13 protein-coding genes and 1 pseudogene are annotated in these 16,493 nt (G+C 59.9%); 9 read left to right on the top strand and 5 right to left on the bottom strand.

The annotated features are described in order from the left end of the window. Positions 1–115 precede the first annotated feature (115 nt). A complete protein-coding gene (locus tag IPI80_RS06235; protein ID WP_413858231.1) occupies positions 116–556 on the bottom strand; it encodes a nuclear transport factor 2 family protein in 441 nt (146 codons plus the stop codon). Positions 557–568: 12 nt separating this feature from the next. After that, positions 569–2,589, bottom strand: a pseudogene (locus IPI80_RS06240) (FAD-dependent oxidoreductase). A 97-nt stretch (positions 2,590–2,686) separates the two neighbouring features. On the opposite strand from IPI80_RS06240, the gene IPI80_RS06245 reads away from it, so the two are divergent. Then, complete coding sequence (locus IPI80_RS06245; RefSeq protein WP_413858233.1) at positions 2,687–3,286, top strand: PadR family transcriptional regulator; 600 nt, start codon at positions 2,687–2,689, stop codon at positions 3,284–3,286. Here IPI80_RS06245 and IPI80_RS06250 read toward each other — a convergent pair. Next, positions 3,217–3,531, bottom strand: a complete 315-nt coding sequence (locus IPI80_RS06250) for a hypothetical protein (RefSeq protein ID WP_413858235.1) — start codon at positions 3,529–3,531, stop codon at positions 3,217–3,219. The genes IPI80_RS06245 and IPI80_RS06250 overlap by 70 nt on opposite strands. 309 nt (positions 3,532–3,840) lie before the next feature. Here IPI80_RS06250 and IPI80_RS06255 point away from each other — a divergent pair, with 309 nt between their 5' ends. Beyond that, positions 3,841–4,194 carry a rhodanese-like domain-containing protein gene (locus IPI80_RS06255; RefSeq protein ID WP_413858237.1) on the top strand — a complete coding sequence of 118 codons (354 nt, stop codon included), beginning with the start codon at positions 3,841–3,843 and terminating at the stop codon, positions 4,192–4,194. 57 nt (positions 4,195–4,251) lie between these two features. Here IPI80_RS06255 and IPI80_RS06260 read toward each other — a convergent pair whose 3' ends face one another. Then, positions 4,252–5,415: an acyl-CoA dehydrogenase family protein gene (locus IPI80_RS06260; protein ID WP_413858239.1), complete on the bottom strand. Its 1,164-nt coding sequence runs from the start codon at positions 5,413–5,415 to the stop codon at positions 4,252–4,254. 175 nt (positions 5,416–5,590) lie between these two features. Here IPI80_RS06260 and IPI80_RS06265 point away from each other — a divergent pair, with 175 nt between their 5' ends. The 5 genes from IPI80_RS06265 to IPI80_RS06285 all read left to right on the top strand — a co-directional run bounded on the left by IPI80_RS06265 (position 5,591) and on the right by IPI80_RS06285 (position 12,349). Beyond that, positions 5,591–6,796 carry an acetyl-CoA C-acetyltransferase gene (locus IPI80_RS06265; RefSeq protein WP_413858241.1) on the top strand — a complete coding sequence of 402 codons (1,206 nt, stop codon included), beginning with the start codon at positions 5,591–5,593 and terminating at the stop codon, positions 6,794–6,796. Positions 6,797–6,918: 122 nt separating this feature from the next. Continuing rightward, positions 6,919–9,078 carry a 3-hydroxyacyl-CoA dehydrogenase NAD-binding domain-containing protein gene (locus tag IPI80_RS06270; RefSeq protein WP_413858243.1) on the top strand — a complete coding sequence of 720 codons (2,160 nt, stop codon included), beginning with the start codon at positions 6,919–6,921 and terminating at the stop codon, positions 9,076–9,078. Between the two features lie 25 nt (positions 9,079–9,103). Beyond that, complete coding sequence (locus IPI80_RS06275) at positions 9,104–10,009, top strand: esterase/lipase family protein (protein ID WP_413858245.1); 906 nt, start codon at positions 9,104–9,106, stop codon at positions 10,007–10,009. Between the two features lie 31 nt (positions 10,010–10,040). Next, the gene (locus tag IPI80_RS06280; RefSeq protein ID WP_413858247.1) at positions 10,041–10,865 is read left to right on the top strand and encodes a metal-dependent hydrolase; all 825 of its coding nucleotides are present in this window, start codon (positions 10,041–10,043) and stop codon (positions 10,863–10,865) included. A 62-nt stretch (positions 10,866–10,927) separates the two neighbouring features. After that, complete coding sequence (locus IPI80_RS06285; protein ID WP_413858249.1) at positions 10,928–12,349, top strand: WS/DGAT/MGAT family O-acyltransferase; 1,422 nt, start codon at positions 10,928–10,930, stop codon at positions 12,347–12,349. 52 nt (positions 12,350–12,401) lie between these two features. On the opposite strand, the gene ppa is transcribed toward IPI80_RS06285, so the two are convergent. Further along, positions 12,402–12,941: an inorganic diphosphatase gene (ppa, locus tag IPI80_RS06290; protein ID WP_413858251.1), complete on the bottom strand. Its 540-nt coding sequence runs from the start codon at positions 12,939–12,941 to the stop codon at positions 12,402–12,404. A 229-nt stretch (positions 12,942–13,170) separates the two neighbouring features. Here ppa and IPI80_RS06295 point away from each other — a divergent pair, with 229 nt between their 5' ends. Then, positions 13,171–15,237, top strand: a complete 2,067-nt coding sequence (locus tag IPI80_RS06295; protein ID WP_413858253.1) for a sodium-translocating pyrophosphatase — start codon at positions 13,171–13,173, stop codon at positions 15,235–15,237. 90 nt (positions 15,238–15,327) lie between these two features. After that, positions 15,328–16,488 carry a GTP 3',8-cyclase MoaA gene (moaA, locus tag IPI80_RS06300; RefSeq protein WP_413858255.1) on the top strand — a complete coding sequence of 387 codons (1,161 nt, stop codon included), beginning with the start codon at positions 15,328–15,330 and terminating at the stop codon, positions 16,486–16,488. Positions 16,489–16,493: the final 5 nt, after the last annotated feature.

Here is a 16,493-nt window from a genome sequence, read left to right on the forward strand (position 1 = left end):
TCACCTATGACACCAAACTATTCCCTATTGGAATTGATCGGTTGTTTGAATTCAGCTCGCCAAGTCGGAGGACGAAAGCCGCAGCATAGCGATTATTCAGTTGCCAGGCCATCCCTCACCCTTTCACCTTAAACGCCGGCATCTTCTGTGCCAACCGTGCACCCATCTCCGCGCCCAGCGCCTGCAGGCCGCTTAAGGGGCGCACCATGACCTCGAAATCGACAATCTTGCCGGCTTCGTCAAAGCGCACCAAGTCGATGCCCTTGAGCTGCTTGTCGCCCACGCGGGCGCTGAATTCCAGCACCACGTTCAGGCCGTCATCAGACGCCAACTGGCGGTGGTAGGTAAAGTCTTTAAATACTTGAATCACGGTGTTCAACGCCAGAATGAGTGCAGCGGCCGGCTGGTAGGGGTGGATGGCCATGGGGGAGCGAAACACCGCGTCCGGGTGCACGATGCCAGGCAGTGCGGACAGGTCGCGTTTGGCGACCATGTCATGCCAGATGGCGATGGAGGCCGCAACGGCGGGTTTGAGGTGTTGGGGGGCTGCTTGCATGAATGTCTCCTATCAAATGGTGGCGGCCAGGCGGGTGCCCTGGTCAATAGCACGCTTGGCATCCAGTTCGGCGGCCACATCGGCGCCGCCAATCAGGTGCACGGAGCAACCGGCGGCCTGCAAAGCGGCCAACAGTTCGCGCTCGGGTTCCTGGCCGGCGCACAGCACCACGTTGTCCACTGGCAGCACGCGCTCCTGGCCGTCCACGCTCAGGTGCAGGCCGGCATCGTCGATGCGGTGATAGGTCACGCCGGGCGTCATGGACACGCGTTTGGCCTTGAGCCCCGTGCGGTGAATCCAGCCGGTGGTCTTGCCCAGCTGGTCGCCCACCTTGCTGGCCTTGCGCTGCAGCAAGTGCACCTGGCGTGCGGGCGCTTCCACATGCGCCTTCGTGATGCCGCCGGCCTGTGCGTAACCTGTGTCAATGCCCCATTCGGCATAAAACTTGGGCGCATCCACGCTGGCGCTGGTACCGCTGTGGGTTAAAAATTCCGACACGTCAAAGCCAATGCCACCAGCACCGATCACGGCCACGGTCTTGCCCACGGCCTTGCCGTCGCGCAGCACATCCAGGTAGCTCAGCGCCTTGGGGTGGTCCACGCCGTCGATGGCGGGTGTGCGCGGTGTCACGCCGGTGGCCAGCACGATCTCGTCGATAACCGCCCTGCGCCAGTTGCGGCGCTCACGCGGGTGTTGAGCGAGAGCTTGACGCCCTTGAGCGCCAGTTGGCGGTCAAAGTAGCGCAGCGTCTCGTAAAACTCTTCCTTGCCCGGCACCTTCTTGGCGATGTTGAACTGGCCGCCGATCTCTGTGGCAGAGTCAAACAACTCCACCGTGTGGCCGCGCTGGGCAGCGGTCACGGCAAAGCTCAAGCCCGCAGGACCGGCGCCCACCACGGCGATGCGCTTCGGGGCCGCAGCGGGGGCAATCACCAGCTCGGTCTCGTGGCAGGCACGCGGGTTGACCAAGCAAGATGTGATCTTGCCGCCAAAGGTGTGATCCAGACAGGCCTGGTTGCAGGCTATGCAGGTGTTGATTTCGTCTGCCCTGCCTTCGGCAGCCTTGCGTACAAACTCGGAGTCGGCCAAAAAGGGGCGCGCCATGGACACCATGTTGCAAAAACCATCGGCCAGCAGTTGCTCGGCCACTTCGGGCGTGTTGATGCGGTTGGTGGCCACCAGCGGAATCTTCACCTTGCCCATCAGGCGCTGGGTGACCCAGGCGTAGGCCGCGCGCGGAACCTTGGTGGCAATGGTGGGGATGCGCGCCTCGTGCCAGCCAATGCCGGTGTTGAGGATGGTGGCGCCAGCCGCCTCGATGGCCTGGGCCAGTTCAATCACCTCGTCTGCCGTGGAGCCGCCCTCCACCAGGTCCAGCATGGACAGTCGGAAGATGATGATGAAATTGGCTCCCACGCGCTCGCGCACCCGGCGCACGATCTCCACCGGGAAGCGGATGCGGTTGGCATAAGCGCCACCCCAGGCGTCATCGCGCTGATTGGTGCGTGCGGCAATAAATTCGTTGATCAAGTAGCCCTCAGAACCCATGATCTCCACGCCGTCGTAACCGGCTACTTGGGCCAGACCGGCGCAGCAGGCAAAGTCGTCAATCGTCTGCTCTACTTCTTCGGTAGTCAGGGCGTGCGGTGTGAACGGGTTGATGGGCGCCTGCAGCGCGCTGGGTGCCACCAGGTCCTTTTGGTAGGCGTAGCGGCCAAAGTGCAGGATCTGCATGGCGATCTTGCCGCCGGCCTGGTGCACCGCATCGGTCACCACGCGGTGGTGCGCGGCCTCCGCTTCGGTGGTCAGCATGGCACCGCCCTTCATGGGGCGACCGCGCTCGTTGGGGGCAATGCCACCGGTCACGATCAGGCCCACGCCGCCTCGGGCGCGCTCTGCGTAGAAGGCGGCCATGCGTTCGAATCCGTTGGGCACCTCTTCCAGCCCCACGTGCATGGAGCCCATCAGAACCCGGTTCTTCAGGGTGGTAAAGCCCAGGTCGAGTGGCGCGAGCAAATGGGGGTAAGCGGTCATGGACTGTCCTTTATGCAACTGGTTGCACAATTCTACGCAAAAACCTGACAACTATGCAACTGGTTGCATAAAATGCGGTTTACTACCCGCTTAGCCCATGTCCCTGCCCCACGCACTTATCACGGCCCTGGTTGAACAACCCTCCTCCGGCTCCGACTTGGCCGGGCGGTTTGACCGTTCCATCGGCTTCTTCTGGCACGCTACCCACCAGCAGATTTATCGCGAGCTAGGCCGTCTGGAAGAAGCCGGTTGGGTCGAACCCCTGCCGGCCGAGAGCGGGCGTGGCCGCAAGCGCGTCTACCGCGTGCTACCCGCCGGGCGTGCCGAGCTACAACGCTGGGTTGCCGAGCAGCAAGACCCCAAGCCGCTCCGCGATGAATTCATGGTGCGCTTGCGCGCCGAGGCCGTGGTCGGCCCCACGGCCCTGGCCACCGACATTCGCCGCCGCCTGGCGCTGCACCAACAAAAGCTGGCCGTGTACCAGGCCATCGCAGCGCGCGACTTTGCCAACGTGGATGACGGATCGCGCAAACAACAACTGCAGCACCTGGTGCTGGAGGCCGGCATCGTCCAAGAAACGCAGTGGATTGCGTTCTCGCAAAAGGCGCTGGTGATATTAGAGCAAGCTCAAAATCTTCCTGAAGCCCCGCCGCCGCCAAAATCACCCCCGCCTCCGCTGCTGATACCACCCGCCTGAGAATCACTGCTTGAACCCGCGCTGGCCGCCGCACTGATCAAGCCGTCGGCAGCAACGCCCACCGCCACTTGCGCCACCAGTACGCCAAGCTCTTCAGCGATCACTCGTTTTGATTTACGCTGAACAATGCCGAGCAGCACTTGGTCAAAAAAGATTTTGATCAACGCCACAATCAGACCCGAAAAAACGATGCTGGCCCCCAGATAGGCAAGTTGACCAGAGTCACGCCATGCGGCCAGACTCATCACCGGGCGCGGCAGCACCCCACCAATCTTCACAAAATGATTGCAAAAACAATGCCTGCAATAGTGGCGTAGGCCAGCCAACGCCAACGCGGCAATGGCGGAAGTGGCAACCTCTCCTGCATCGCTTTGGCTTGCCGTTTTTTTGTCATGGGTACCTTGATGGAGCGGGGGAGTGCCCATTCTCATTGCGCTGGTGTTGGCCTGTCAAATCCTTAATCGCTAGTACAGAAGTAGCGATACGTATCGTCATAGCGCCATTGATTACAATACCCCCATAGGTATTTTATTCCAGCACCCCAATACATCGCTATGGACCTTCTCACCACCCTTAAAGAACAATGGCCGTTGCTGGCCATCGCCGCCTGGTTTGGCTACAAATGGTGGAGCAGCCGTCGCGTCGTGCGCCTGCTGCCCGAGCTGAAAAGCAAGGGTGCCGTTTTGGTTGATGTCCGCTCGGTCGAGGAATTTGCCTCCGGGCAGGCACCTGGCACGATCAACATTCCCTTGCCGGAGTTAGGCTCACGCCTGAACGAACTGTCCAAAAGTACCCCCGTGGTGCTGTGCTGCGCCAGCGGTACCCGCAGCGGCATGGCAAAAATGCTGCTCAAACGCCATGGGTTCAAAGACGTGTACAACGCTGGCACTTGGCGCAAACTACTTTAAACGCAACATGCTATTACAACAATAGCTGGTTACGTATATCCGACGAGGGCTAGAGGCCTATTTTCCTCCCAACCCCATGGACCGGGTGATCACTTCTTTCATGATCTCGTTGGTGCCGCCGTAGATGCGCTGCACGCGCGCATCGGCGTAGGCGCGGGCAATGGGGTATTCCCACATATAGCCATAGCCGCCAAAAAGCTGCACACATTCGTCCATCACCTTGCACTGCAGGTCGGTGGTCCAGTACTTGGCCATGCTGGCCGTGGCGGTGTCGAGCTTGTCCTGGCAGATCAGCTCGCAGCACTTGTCGACAAAAACACGCGCCACCTGCACCTCGGTTTGCAGTTCGGCCAATTTGAAGCGGGTGTTCTGGAATGCCGCCACCGGCTGGCCAAAGACCTTGCGCTCTTTCACGTAATCCACCGTCCAGTCTATGGCGGCTTGGGCGGACGCCACGGCGCTGATCGCGATTTGCAGGCGCTCCCAAGGCAACTGCTCCATCAGGCAGATGAAGCCTTTGTTCTCATGGGCCTTGCCGCCCAGCAAATGCTCGGGGCCCAGCTTGACGTTGTCAAAGAACAGCTCGGACGTGTCTTGCGCTTTCATGCCCACTTTTTTCAGGCGCTTGCCAACCGAAAAACCGGGCATGCCGCGCTCGACCAGCATCAAACTGGTGCCTTTGCCGCCAGCCGCCGGGTTGGTTTTGGCCACCACGATCACCAGGTCGGCGTGCCAACCGTTGGTGATGAAGGTCTTGCTGCCGTTGAGCAAGTAGCTGCCGTCGGGTTGCTCGATGGCCGTGCATTTGATGCCCTGCAAGTCAGAGCCCGCAGCCGGTTCGCTCATGGCAATGGCGCCAATCATCTCGCCACTGGCCAGTTTGGGCAGGTACTTGGCCTTTTGCTCTGGCGTGCCGTAGTGCAGGATGTAGGGCGCCACGATTTCGCTGTGCAGGCTAAAGCCAATGCCGCTTACGCCCGCACGGGCCACTTCCTCAAACTGGATCACCGAGTACAGCTTGTCCGCCTCGGAGCCGCCGTATTCCTCGGGCATGGTCATGCACAAAAAGCCGTTCTCACCGGCCTTGTTCCACACGGCACGGTCCACATAGCCCTGCTCTTCCCAGTCGGCGTGGAAGGGGGCGATTTCTTTGTCTATGAACTTGCGAAAGCTATCGCGGAAAGATTCGTGGTCGGTGTCGAAGAGGGTTCGTTCAATCATGGTGGCTCCTTTTAATCAGTTGAGGACAGAGCTTGCAGCTGCGCTGCTGCGGTCTGTCCCGCAATGGCATTATTTTCACAAAGCAAGCGCTTGGTAAAAAGTAATATACTCTAAAACTACAACGGCCTGGCGTTTGCCTGCCACCCACTCGACCCGATTCCCTTTGGAGCCCCACATGACCGAAGCATTTGTATTTGACGCCATCCGCACCCCGCGCGGCAAAGGCAAGAAAGACGGCAGCCTGTACGAGGTCAAGCCCGTCAACCTGCTGGCCGGTCTGCTGACTGACTTGCAGCAGCGCCACCAGTTCGACACGGCCAAGGTGGACGATGTGGTGATGGGCATTGTCTCGCCCGTGGGTGACCAAGGCGCGGTGCTGCCCAAGGTGGCGGCGCTGAAGGCCGGCTGGGACTTTCAGGCGGCTGGCGTGCAGATCAACCGCTTTTGCGCCTCGGGGCTGGAGGCCGTCAACATGGCCGCGCAAAAAGTGCGCTCCGGCTGGGAAGATTTGGTGGTGGCCGGTGGTGTGGAGAGCATGAGCCGGGTACCCATCGGCTCGGACGGAGGCGCCTGGGCCATGGACCCCGAAACCAACTCCGCCACCGCCTTTGTGCCCCAAGGCATTGGCGCCGACCTGATTGCCACCATCGAAGGCTTCACCCGCGCGGACGTAGACGCCTTTGCGCTGGAATCGCAAAAGCGTGCCACCGCCGCCCAGGCTGCGGGTTACTTTGACCGCTCGGTGGTGGCTGTCAAAGATGCCATGGGACAGGTGATTTTGGCCAAGGACGAATTCATCAAACCCAACACCACGCTCGAAGGCCTGGCCGGACTCAAGCCTGCGTTTGAGCAAATGGGCAGCATGGGGTTCGATCAAGTGGCACTCACCCGCTACCCCCAGGTGGAGCGCATCCACCACGTGCACCACGCCGGCAATTCGTCGGGAATTGTGGACGGTGCCGCCGCTGTGCTGGTTGGGAGTGAGGCCGCCGCCAAGGCGCACGGCCTGACACCGCGCGCCCGCATTGTGGCCACGGCGCTCTCAGGCGCCGACCCCACCATCATGCTGACCGGCCCCATGCCTGCCACGCGCAAGGCGCTGGCCAAGGCGGGGCTGAGCATCAACGACATTGACCTGTTTGAAGTGAACGAGGCTTTTGCCGCCGTGGTGATGCGCTTCATGAAAGAGATGAAGGTGCCGCATGACAAGGTCAACGTGAACGGCGGCGCCATCGCCATGGGCCACCCGCTGGGCGCCACCGGCGCCATGATTTTGGGCACGCTGATTGATGAACTCCACCGGCGCAAGCTGCGCTACGGGCTGGCCACGCTGTGCGTGGGCGGCGGCATGGGCATTGCCACGATTGTGGAGAGGCTTTGAACGAAATTGGCCTCTAGCCCTCGTCAAAACTACGTACAACGCTCTTTTTTTAATAGCATTGCGGGACAGGCCAAGAGTTACACGAAGTGAACGTTGCTCTGTCCTCAACTGATTGAGACATTATGAAAACCATCCAATACTCCCTCGCCGACGGCATCGCCACAGTCACCTTTGACGAGCCCAATTCCCCCGTCAACACCATGTGCCTGCAGTGGCAGGACGACATGGCGGCGCTGACCGAGCAAATCGTCAAAGACAAAGATGCCATCAAAGGCATCTTGCTCACTTCGGCAAAGACAACCTTCTTTGCCGGTGCGGACCTCAAAGGCGTGATGCGCATCAAGCCATCCGACGCGCCCACCATCTACGCCGAGATCGAACGCCTGAAGAAGAACATGCGCACGATTGAAACGCTAGGTAAGCCCGTGGTCAGCCTGATCAACGGCACGGCGCTGGGGGGCGGCTGGGAAGTAGCCCTCATCGGCCATCACCGCATCGCCATTGACGACAAGAAAATTCAGCTCGGCCTGCCCGAAGTGACGCTGGGCCTGCTTCCCGGCGCCAGTGGCGTGACCAAAATGACCCGCCACCTGGGCCTGATGGGGGCGCAACCCTACCTGGTAGAAGGTAAAACCTTTGATCCGGCTACTGCCAAAGGCCTGGGCCTGGTGCACGACTTGGTGCCTACAGGCGACAACGCTGCCGCCGAAATGAAAGCCAAGGCCCTGGTCTGGATCGCCGCCAACCCCACAGCCCAGCACCCCTGGGAAGCCAAGGGCTACAAGGTGCCGGGCGGCCTGCCCTCTTCACCCGCCGTCGCGCAGATGCTGGTGGTGGCCCCGGCCATGATCAAGAAGCAAACCCGTGGCCTGTACCCCGCGCCCGAGGCCATCATGGCCTGCATGGTCGAAGGCCTGCAGGTGGACATTGAGACGGCCCTGCGCCTGGAAAGCCGCGCGCTGGCCAAGCTCATGACTGGCACCAATGCCAAGGCCATGATCAACACCTTCTTCTTCAACCTCAACGCTATAAAGGGCGGCCAGAGCCGACCCGCTGGAATCGCCAAGTACAAGCCTGCGAAGGTCGGGCTGCTGGGTGCGGGCATGATGGGCGCAGGCATTGCCTACTCGCAAGCCAGCAAGGGCATTGCCACGGTGCTCAAAGACGTGAGCCAAGAGAAAGCCGACACCGGCAAGGGCTACGCCGCCAAGATCACCCAAGCCCGCGTGGACAAGGGCCGCATGACGGCCAACAAGCAGGCAGAGATTTTGGGCCGCATCCAGCCCACCGGATCGCTGGACGACTTGAAGGGCTGCGACCTCATCATCGAAGCCGTGTTTGAGAACCGCGAACTGAAAGCCCGGGTGACGAAGGAAACCGAGCCTTTGCTGGCCCCGGGCGGATTCTTTGCCTCCAACACCTCTACCCTGCCCATCACTGGCCTTGCGACGGCCAGCACAGATGCCAAGAAGTTTATCGGCATCCATTTCTTCAGCCCGGTGGACAAGATGCAACTGGTGGAGATCATCAAGGGCACAGAGACCGATCTTGAAACCGTGGCCCGCGCCTTTGATTACGTGCAAGCCTTGGGCAAGCTGCCCATTGTGGTGAACGACTCGCGCGGCTTCTTCACCAGCCGGGTGTTTGGCACCTTTGTGATGGAGGGCGCGGCCATGCTGGGTGAAGGCATTCCCGCCGCGGCTATTGAGAATGCAGGGATCCAGGCAGGCATGCCGGTCGGACCTTTGGCCGTGCTGGACGAAACCGCACTGACCCTGTCTCTGCATGTCATGGACCAAACCCGCAAAGACTTCGAGGCCGAGGGCAAAACCTACACCGCCACACCGGGCGAGTTGGTGGTGGAGAAGATGGTCAATCAACACAAGCGCCCGGGTCGCGCAGGTGGTGCGGGCTTTTACGACTACCCTTCTGACAAAGGCGCCAAGAAATTCCTCTGGCCCGAACTCAAAGGTCTGTTTGAGAAAACCGACGCACCGTGGAACATCACCGACCTGAAAGACCGCCTGCTCTACCGCCAGGCGGTGGAAACCGCACGCTGCCTGGCCGAGAACGTGCTCACCACCGTGCACGATGCCAACATCGGCTCCATCTTCGGCATCGGTTTTCCGGCCTGGACCGGCGGCGCCATGCAGTTCATTTACGGCATGGGCATCGAGGCGTTTGAGGCACGGGCGGCCGAATTGACGGCCAAATTTGGTGATGGCTTCCATTTGTCGGACACTGTGAAGGCGGCCATCCGCCAACACCAGCCCCAGTACTAACCACCTCCACACCTAAAAGGCCCCCATGCTTGCCCGTTTGCTGAGAATCCTGATTGTGGTGCAAGTGCTCTGTGGTGCCGGCTTGGGTTATCTGTTGGCCCGCTGGGCCGGCCGACCCGACTGGTGCATTCCAGCACTGGCAGTGCTGTTTCCCCTGGCAACCATGCTGCTGGTGGACCTGGTATCTGCATGGCGGGCCCGCAGCGGCGAGAGCGTACGACTCTGGTGGCGCGCACTGGCGGGTGAATTTGTGGCGGGCCTGCGCATCTTCCTGTTGCGCCAACCCTGGACTGTGCAGCCACCCAGGGTCCTGCCCGCCACCGGAACCCAGGCCCGTGTGCCCGTGGTGCTGGTGCACGGCTACCTGTGCAACCACCGCGTTTGGGACGATGTGGCAACCACACTGCGTGCTCATGGGCATACGGTGCTTGCGGTGAACCTGGAACCCCTGTTTACCTCCATTGACGCCTATGCACCCATTTTGGAAGCGGCTGTTGCGACGCTGTGCGAACAAACCGGTGCACGCCAGGTTGCACTGGTGGGCCACAGCATGGGCGGCCTGGCCATCCGTGCCTGGATGCGCGCCCATGGCAGCGAACGCGTGGCCCGCGTCCTGACCCTTGGAACGCCCCACGTCGGCACTCGAATCGAGCCACGTACACGCACGCCCAATGGTCAACAGATGCAGTGGCAAAGTCCTTGGCTGGCAGAGCTGGCAGCGATCGAATCCGACACCCATCGCTCCCTCTTCCGCATTGCCTTGACACCACAAGACAACATCGTTTTCCCCCAACGTGCCCAAGTGCTATCGGGCATCGAGCCAGTCGTCTTTCACGGTATCGGGCACCTGCAAATGTGCCTGGATGCAGCCGTCATCCGCTGGGTCGCAGACCAGTTGTCCGAATTCACGCTGGCAGCACCCGCTGCTTGACAGCGCGCAAGACACTAAAAGACTATTGAACATGAGCGATCTCGTAGTACGCAAAATCCTGATCGACATGGCGGCCCCCATCAAAGCCCGCTGGAATGGTGGTGATGCCTTTCGCTCTGCGTTCTTCAACGCGCTGTCCATGAGTTTTCCGGTGGGCGAGCAATACTTCATGGACTCAGTGCGTGCCGGCCTGAAGGCCCTGCCGCCTGATCAACAAGCCCGGTTTGCCGCCGAGGTGCAGGGTTTTGTAGGCCAGGAGGCCACGCACCGGCGCATCCACGCCCTCTTCAACGGTCACCTGGAAACGCTGGGCTTTGACAACGCCCTGGAGCGTCGTGCCCGCAAACGCATTGAGGGCAACGTGCAGATCAATGTGCGCAACCATGTGGGGGCCACTGCGGCCACTGAACACCTGACCGCCATCTTTGCCGACTGGATGTTCCACCACCCCGAGGCCCTGGCCGGCGCAGAACCCCGCCTGCAAACGCTGTGGATGTGGCACGCCGCCGAAGAGGCCGAGCATTGCAGCACAGCCTTTGATGTGTACAAGGCGCTGGGCGGTAACGAATATTGGCGGGTACGCCTGCTACGTTTGGTGACCTGGACCTTCGCCATGGACATGGCGCGCCAGACGGTGCGCAACCTGTGGCATGACGGCAGCCTGTTCCGGTGGAGCACCTGGCGCAGTGCGGCCACGCTGCTGTTTGCCCGGGACGGCATGATTCGCGGCAACTACCGGATGTGGGCTGCCTACCAATCGCCCAACTTTCACCCACGCCAGCAGGACACCTCGCGTTCTGTACGCTGGCTGCAGGACAACCAGGACCGTTTTTCGGTCGTGGGCCGGGCCACCTAACGATCGCAAGCGTCATCTCACGGCTTTGACGCACAATGGCTCATTGCCCAGGAGCCTTCACCATGCATGCACTCAGCCCCACAGATTCCGCCTTTTTGTGGATGGAAACCCGCAGCCAACCCATGCACGTGGCGGGTTTGAACATTTTTACGCCTCCACACGGTAGCGGACCCGAATTTGTTCACCAGTTGCTGGCAGAGTGGAGCCAGCATGTCAAGGCCGTTGCTCCATTCAATCTGCGACCCGTTTTGCGCATGGGCTTGTGGCACTGGGAAGAAGACAAGGAGTTTGAGCTGGACTACCACCTGCGTCACCTGGCCCTGCCCCAGCCCGGACGTATCCGCGAGCTGCTCGCCATGGTGTCGCGGCTGCACGCCAATCTGCTCGATCGCAACCGCCCCCTGTGGGAAATTCATGTGATCGAAGGCCTGCCGGGTGGGCGCTTTGCCGTCTACAACAAAATGCACCACGCGTTGATCGATGGGGTGACCGGCGCACGCATGGCGGCCAACTCCATGTCGGACAATCCATCTGAACTCAAGGCGCCACTGTGGGCACTCCCCTTCAAACATCATCCCACGGCGCAGCGAAAAACTGCAGCCCCCGGGCTGCTGGAGCAACTTGCCAGCCTTGCCAAGGCAGGCAAGGAAATTTTGCCTGGTGTGGGCAGCGGGTTGTGGGACATTGTGCGATCCGCCTATGCCGAAGGCGCCACCGCCTTGCCCTTTCAGGCTCCACCCACACCCTTCAACGTGGAGATTTCAGGCTCGCGCCGGTTTGCTTCGCAGTCGTATTCACTCTCCCGGTTCAAGCGGATTGGCGAGGCAACAGGAGCCACGGTCAACGACGTTACGCTAGCTATATGCGCCGGCGCACTGCGGGAGTACCTGTTGGTTCAGAACAAACTGCCCAAGAAGCCTTTGATAGCCATGGTGCCGGTATCGCTACACGGCGAAACCAGCGCTGGTGGCAACCAGGTGTCGCTGCTGCTGGCCAGTTTGGCGACCGATGTTGCAGACCCGCTCAAGCGCCTGCAGCGCATTGTGGAATCCACCACCGAAGCCAAGAACCGTCTCACCAAAATGCCGCGCCTGCAAAAAATGGCGCATGGCATCACCTCGATTGCACCGCTGGGCGCAGGGATCGTGACCGGTACAGCAGAAAAGCACCCGCTGTTCAACCTGGTCATCTCCAACGTGCCCGGTGCACGAGAAACGCTGTATCTCAATGGCGCAAGGCTGGACGAGGTGTATCCGGTGTCGATTCCTACCCACTACCTGGCGCTGAACATCACCATCAGCGGTTACGCGGACAATCTGGGGTTTGGCTACATTGCCTGTCGACGTTCGGTGCCGGCCCTGCAACGCATGTTGGACTACACGCACAACGCCATCGAGGAGCTGGAAGCGGCATTGGGCCTAGAAGAGCCGAAGCCCAAGGCCAGAAAAGCGGCTCGCAAAACAGTGCGGAAAAAAGCACCGTAGGACCAATTAAAGCGCCGTAGGCGCAACTACGACAGCGTCATACTCGAACGCCTTATTGAGCTTGCGTTTTGTTGTAGTTGGCAATGCCATCCATGATTTCCTTGCGGGCGGCCTCAGGGCCTTCCCAGCCCAGAATCTTGACCCACTTGCCGTCTTCCAGGTCCTTGTAATGTTCAAAGAAGTGGGAGATCGTTTTTAAGCGCATCGGTTGCAGGTCTTCTGGCACTTCCCAGCGGCTGTAGAGGGACAAAATCTTGTTGATGGGTACAGCCAGCACTTTGCCATCCTGGCCGGCTTCGTCTTCCATCATCAGAATACCAATGGCACGGCACGGTACAACCACGCCGGGAATCAAGGGCACTGGGGTGATCACCAGCACATCCACCGGATCACCGTCACCCGATATGGTTTTAGGCACATAGCCGTAGTTGGTGGGGTAGTGCATGGCCGTGCTCATGAAGCGATCCACAAAAATGGCGCCCGTGGCCTTGTCAACCTCATATTTGACCGGATCAGCGTTCATCGGAATTTCAATAATGACGTTGAAGGATTCGGGTACGTTGATACCGGGGGTGACGTTGTCAAGGGACATATGAACTCTCTAAGCTGAAAAAAATGGGGGTCGCAGGTCAGTATTTACCCTCATTTTACTGACGTAGCACTTGCTCTCACTCAAAACCCTGTTTTTTTACAGTTACAGTCCTGCAGTTGGCCAATCGCCTCCACCACCTTGTGCTGGACTGGAGTCCCGAGGAAGCAACGCAGTGGGGGCAACACTGTCGTTGCCCCTTCCTTCGCGAAACAACAGTTGAGGAGATTTTATGACGGGCAACTCTGCGCTTATTTTGGCGCTTGTCTGCGGGTTCATTGCCGTGGGATACGGTTTTTGGGCACGCAGCTGGATTCTTTCCCAGGACGCTGGCAATGCACGAATGCAAGAAATTGCGGCCGCCATCCAGACCGGTGCCGCTGCCTACTTGGCACGCCAATACAAAACCATTGCCATGGTCGGCGTAGTGCTGGCTATTTTGATTGGCGTCTTTTTGGACCCATTGAGCGCTATCGGCTTTGTGCTGGGCGCATTTTTGTCTGGTGCATGTGGCTTTATCGGCATGAACGTGTCGGTTCGCGCCAACGTGCGTACCGCTCAGGCAGCGACCCGGGGTATTGCCCCGGCGCTGGATGTAGCCTTCCGCGGCGGTGCCATCACCGGCATGCTGGTGGTGGGCTTGGGGCTCCTTGGTGTCACTGGTTTTTACTGGTTCTTGACCGGCAACGGCAACATGACCCCCGACAAAAATCTGGCGCAAATGCTCAACCCGCTGATCGGTTTTGCCTTCGGCTCCTCGCTGATTTCCATCTTCGCCCGTCTGGGCGGCGGCATTTTCACCAAAGGCGCTGACGTCGGCGCTGATCTGGTCGGTAAAGTCGAAGCCGGCATTCCGGAAGATGACCCCCGCAACCCCGCTGTGATTGCCGACAACGTCGGTGACAACGTGGGCGACTGCGCCGGCATGGCCGCTGACTTGTTTGAAACCTACGCGGTCACGCTGATTGCCACCATGGTGCTGGGCGCCCTGCTGGTCACTGGTGGCGGCATGAACGCGGTGGTGTATCCGCTGGCACTGGGTGCCGTGTCCATCGTGGCATCCATCATCGGCTGCTTCTTTGTCAAGGCATCGCCTGGCATGAAAAACGTGATGCCGGCCCTGTACAAGGGTCTGGCCGTTGCGGGTATTTTGTCGCTGATTGCCTTCTACTTTGTGACGCAGACCATGATTGCTGACAACGCGCTAGGCGGCACTGGCGCGCAAATGAAACTGTTCGGCGCTTGCGCCGTCGGCCTGATTCTGACCGCGGCCCTGGTGTGGATCACCGAGTTCTACACCGGCACCCAGTACAGCCCTGTGCAGCACATCGCTCAAGCTTCCACCACAGGTCACGGCACCAACATCATTGCCGGCCTGGGCGTGTCCATGCGCTCCACCGCCTGGCCAGTGATGTTTGTCTGCCTGGCCATCTACACCGCCTACGCGCTGGCTGGCCTCTACGGCATTGCCATTGCAGCCACCTCCATGCTCAGCATGGCCGGTATCGTGGTGGCACTGGACGCCTATGGCCCCATCACCGACAACGCCGGTGGTATTGCTGAAATGTCGGAAATGCCCAAAAGCGTGCGTGACATCACCGACCCGCTGGACGCAGTGGGCAACACCACCAAGGCCGTGACCAAAGGCTACGCCATCGGCTCTGCTGGATTGGCTGCTCTGGTGCTGTTTGCCGACTACACCCACAAGCTGGACGCCTACGGCCGCCACATCACCTTTGACCTGAGCAACCCGATGGTCATCATTGGCCTGTTCATTGGCGGCCTGATTCCTTACCTGTTCGGCGCAATGGCGATGGAGGCCGTAGGCCGCGCAGCGGGTGCCGTGGTGGTTGAAGTACGTCGCCAGTTCCGCGACATCAAGGGCATCATGGACGGTACGGGCAAGCCCGAGTACGACACTGCGGTGGACATGCTGACCACAGCGGCCATTAAAGAAATGATGATTCCATCACTGTTGCCAGTGGTTGTGCCCATTCTGGTGGGCTTGGTCCTCGGACCTGCCGCACTGGGCGGCCTGCTGATGGGCACCATTGTGACGGGCTTGTTTGTGGCTATTTCCATGTGTACCGGCGGCGGCGCCTGGGACAACGCGAAAAAGTACATTGAAGACGGCAACCATGGTGGCAAGGGCTCTGAAGCCCATAAAGCGGCCGTAACCGGTGACACCGTAGGCGACCCCTACAAGGACACTGCTGGCCCAGCCATCAACCCACTGATCAAGATCATCAACATCGTAGCCTTGCTCATCGTGCCGCTGATGATGAAATTGCACGGTTAATTTTCACCAAGCCTGAAAAGCCCGCACAAGCGGGCTTTTTTTTGCCCTCGCACAATAACCACTTTGCACCAAAGTTGGACAATAGCGTCCATGTCCGAACGTTTCAGTCCCAAAGTCATTCCGCTCGTCGAAGCACGCCCCAGTACCCTTGCAGTGCCGCAGGCTTGGCAAGAGTCTGCCAACCTGGTTGCCCCCAACGGTCTGCTCAGCGACACGCGGGGACGCCAGCTGCGCGACTTGCGCATCAGCGTAACGGACCGCTGCAACTTCCGCTGCAACTATTGCATGCCCAAGGAAGTCTTTGACAAGGACCATCCTTACCTTCCCCATGCGTCGCTCCTGTCATTTGAAGAAATCACACGACTGGCTCAGCAGTTTGTACAACACGGTGTACAAAAAATTCGCCTCACCGGCGGAGAACCCTTGTTGCGCAAGCACATTGAAGTGCTTATCGGCAAACTGGCAACCTTGCGGACACCAGAGGGGCACCCCCTGGACCTGACTCTAACAACCAATGGATCACTGCTGCAGCGGATGGCTCCCGCACTCAAGGCCGCTGGTCTGCAACGCGTGACTGTCAGCCTGGACGCCCTGGACGATGCTGTCTTTCGGCGCATGAATGATGTGGACTTCCCTGTGGCCGATGTGCTGGCCGGCATTGATGCGGCACACCGTGTTGGTTTGGGCCCGATCAAGATCAATATGGTGGTCAAACGCGGCACCAATGACCAGGAAATTCTTCCCATGGCCCGGCATTTCAAGGGCAGTAGCATGGTGCTGCGCTTCATTGAATACATGGATGTGGGTGCCACCAATGGCTGGCGCATGGACGATGTTGTACCGTCGGCTGAGGTCATCCGTCGAATCCAGGCTGAATTACCACTGGTGCCACTGGAAGCATCCAACCCTGGAGAAACGGCACAACGTTGGGGCTACGCGGATGCAACGGGAGTCTATGACCCTCAAGCCGGTGAAATAGGCGTTATCAGCAGCGTCACCCAGGCGTTTTGTCACGAATGCAACCGCGCCAGGCTAACCACTGAAGGCCAGTTGTACCTGTGCTTGTTTGCAAACCAGGGCTACGACTTGCGCAGCCTCTTGCGGGGAAATGCCACAGATGCAGCGTTGTCCAACGCCATTGCACACATCTGGAGCGGGCGCGCCGACCGCTATTCCGAATTGCGGGGAGCCATGGCACCCGACCCTGGCACAGGCGCCCGGCGCGTGGAAATGAGCTACATCGGGGGTTAATACAA

The organism is Candidatus Aalborgicola defluviihabitans, from assembly GCF_016705985.1.
In the GTDB taxonomy this organism is placed as follows: domain Bacteria; phylum Pseudomonadota; class Gammaproteobacteria; order Burkholderiales; family Burkholderiaceae_C; genus Allorhodoferax; species Allorhodoferax defluviihabitans.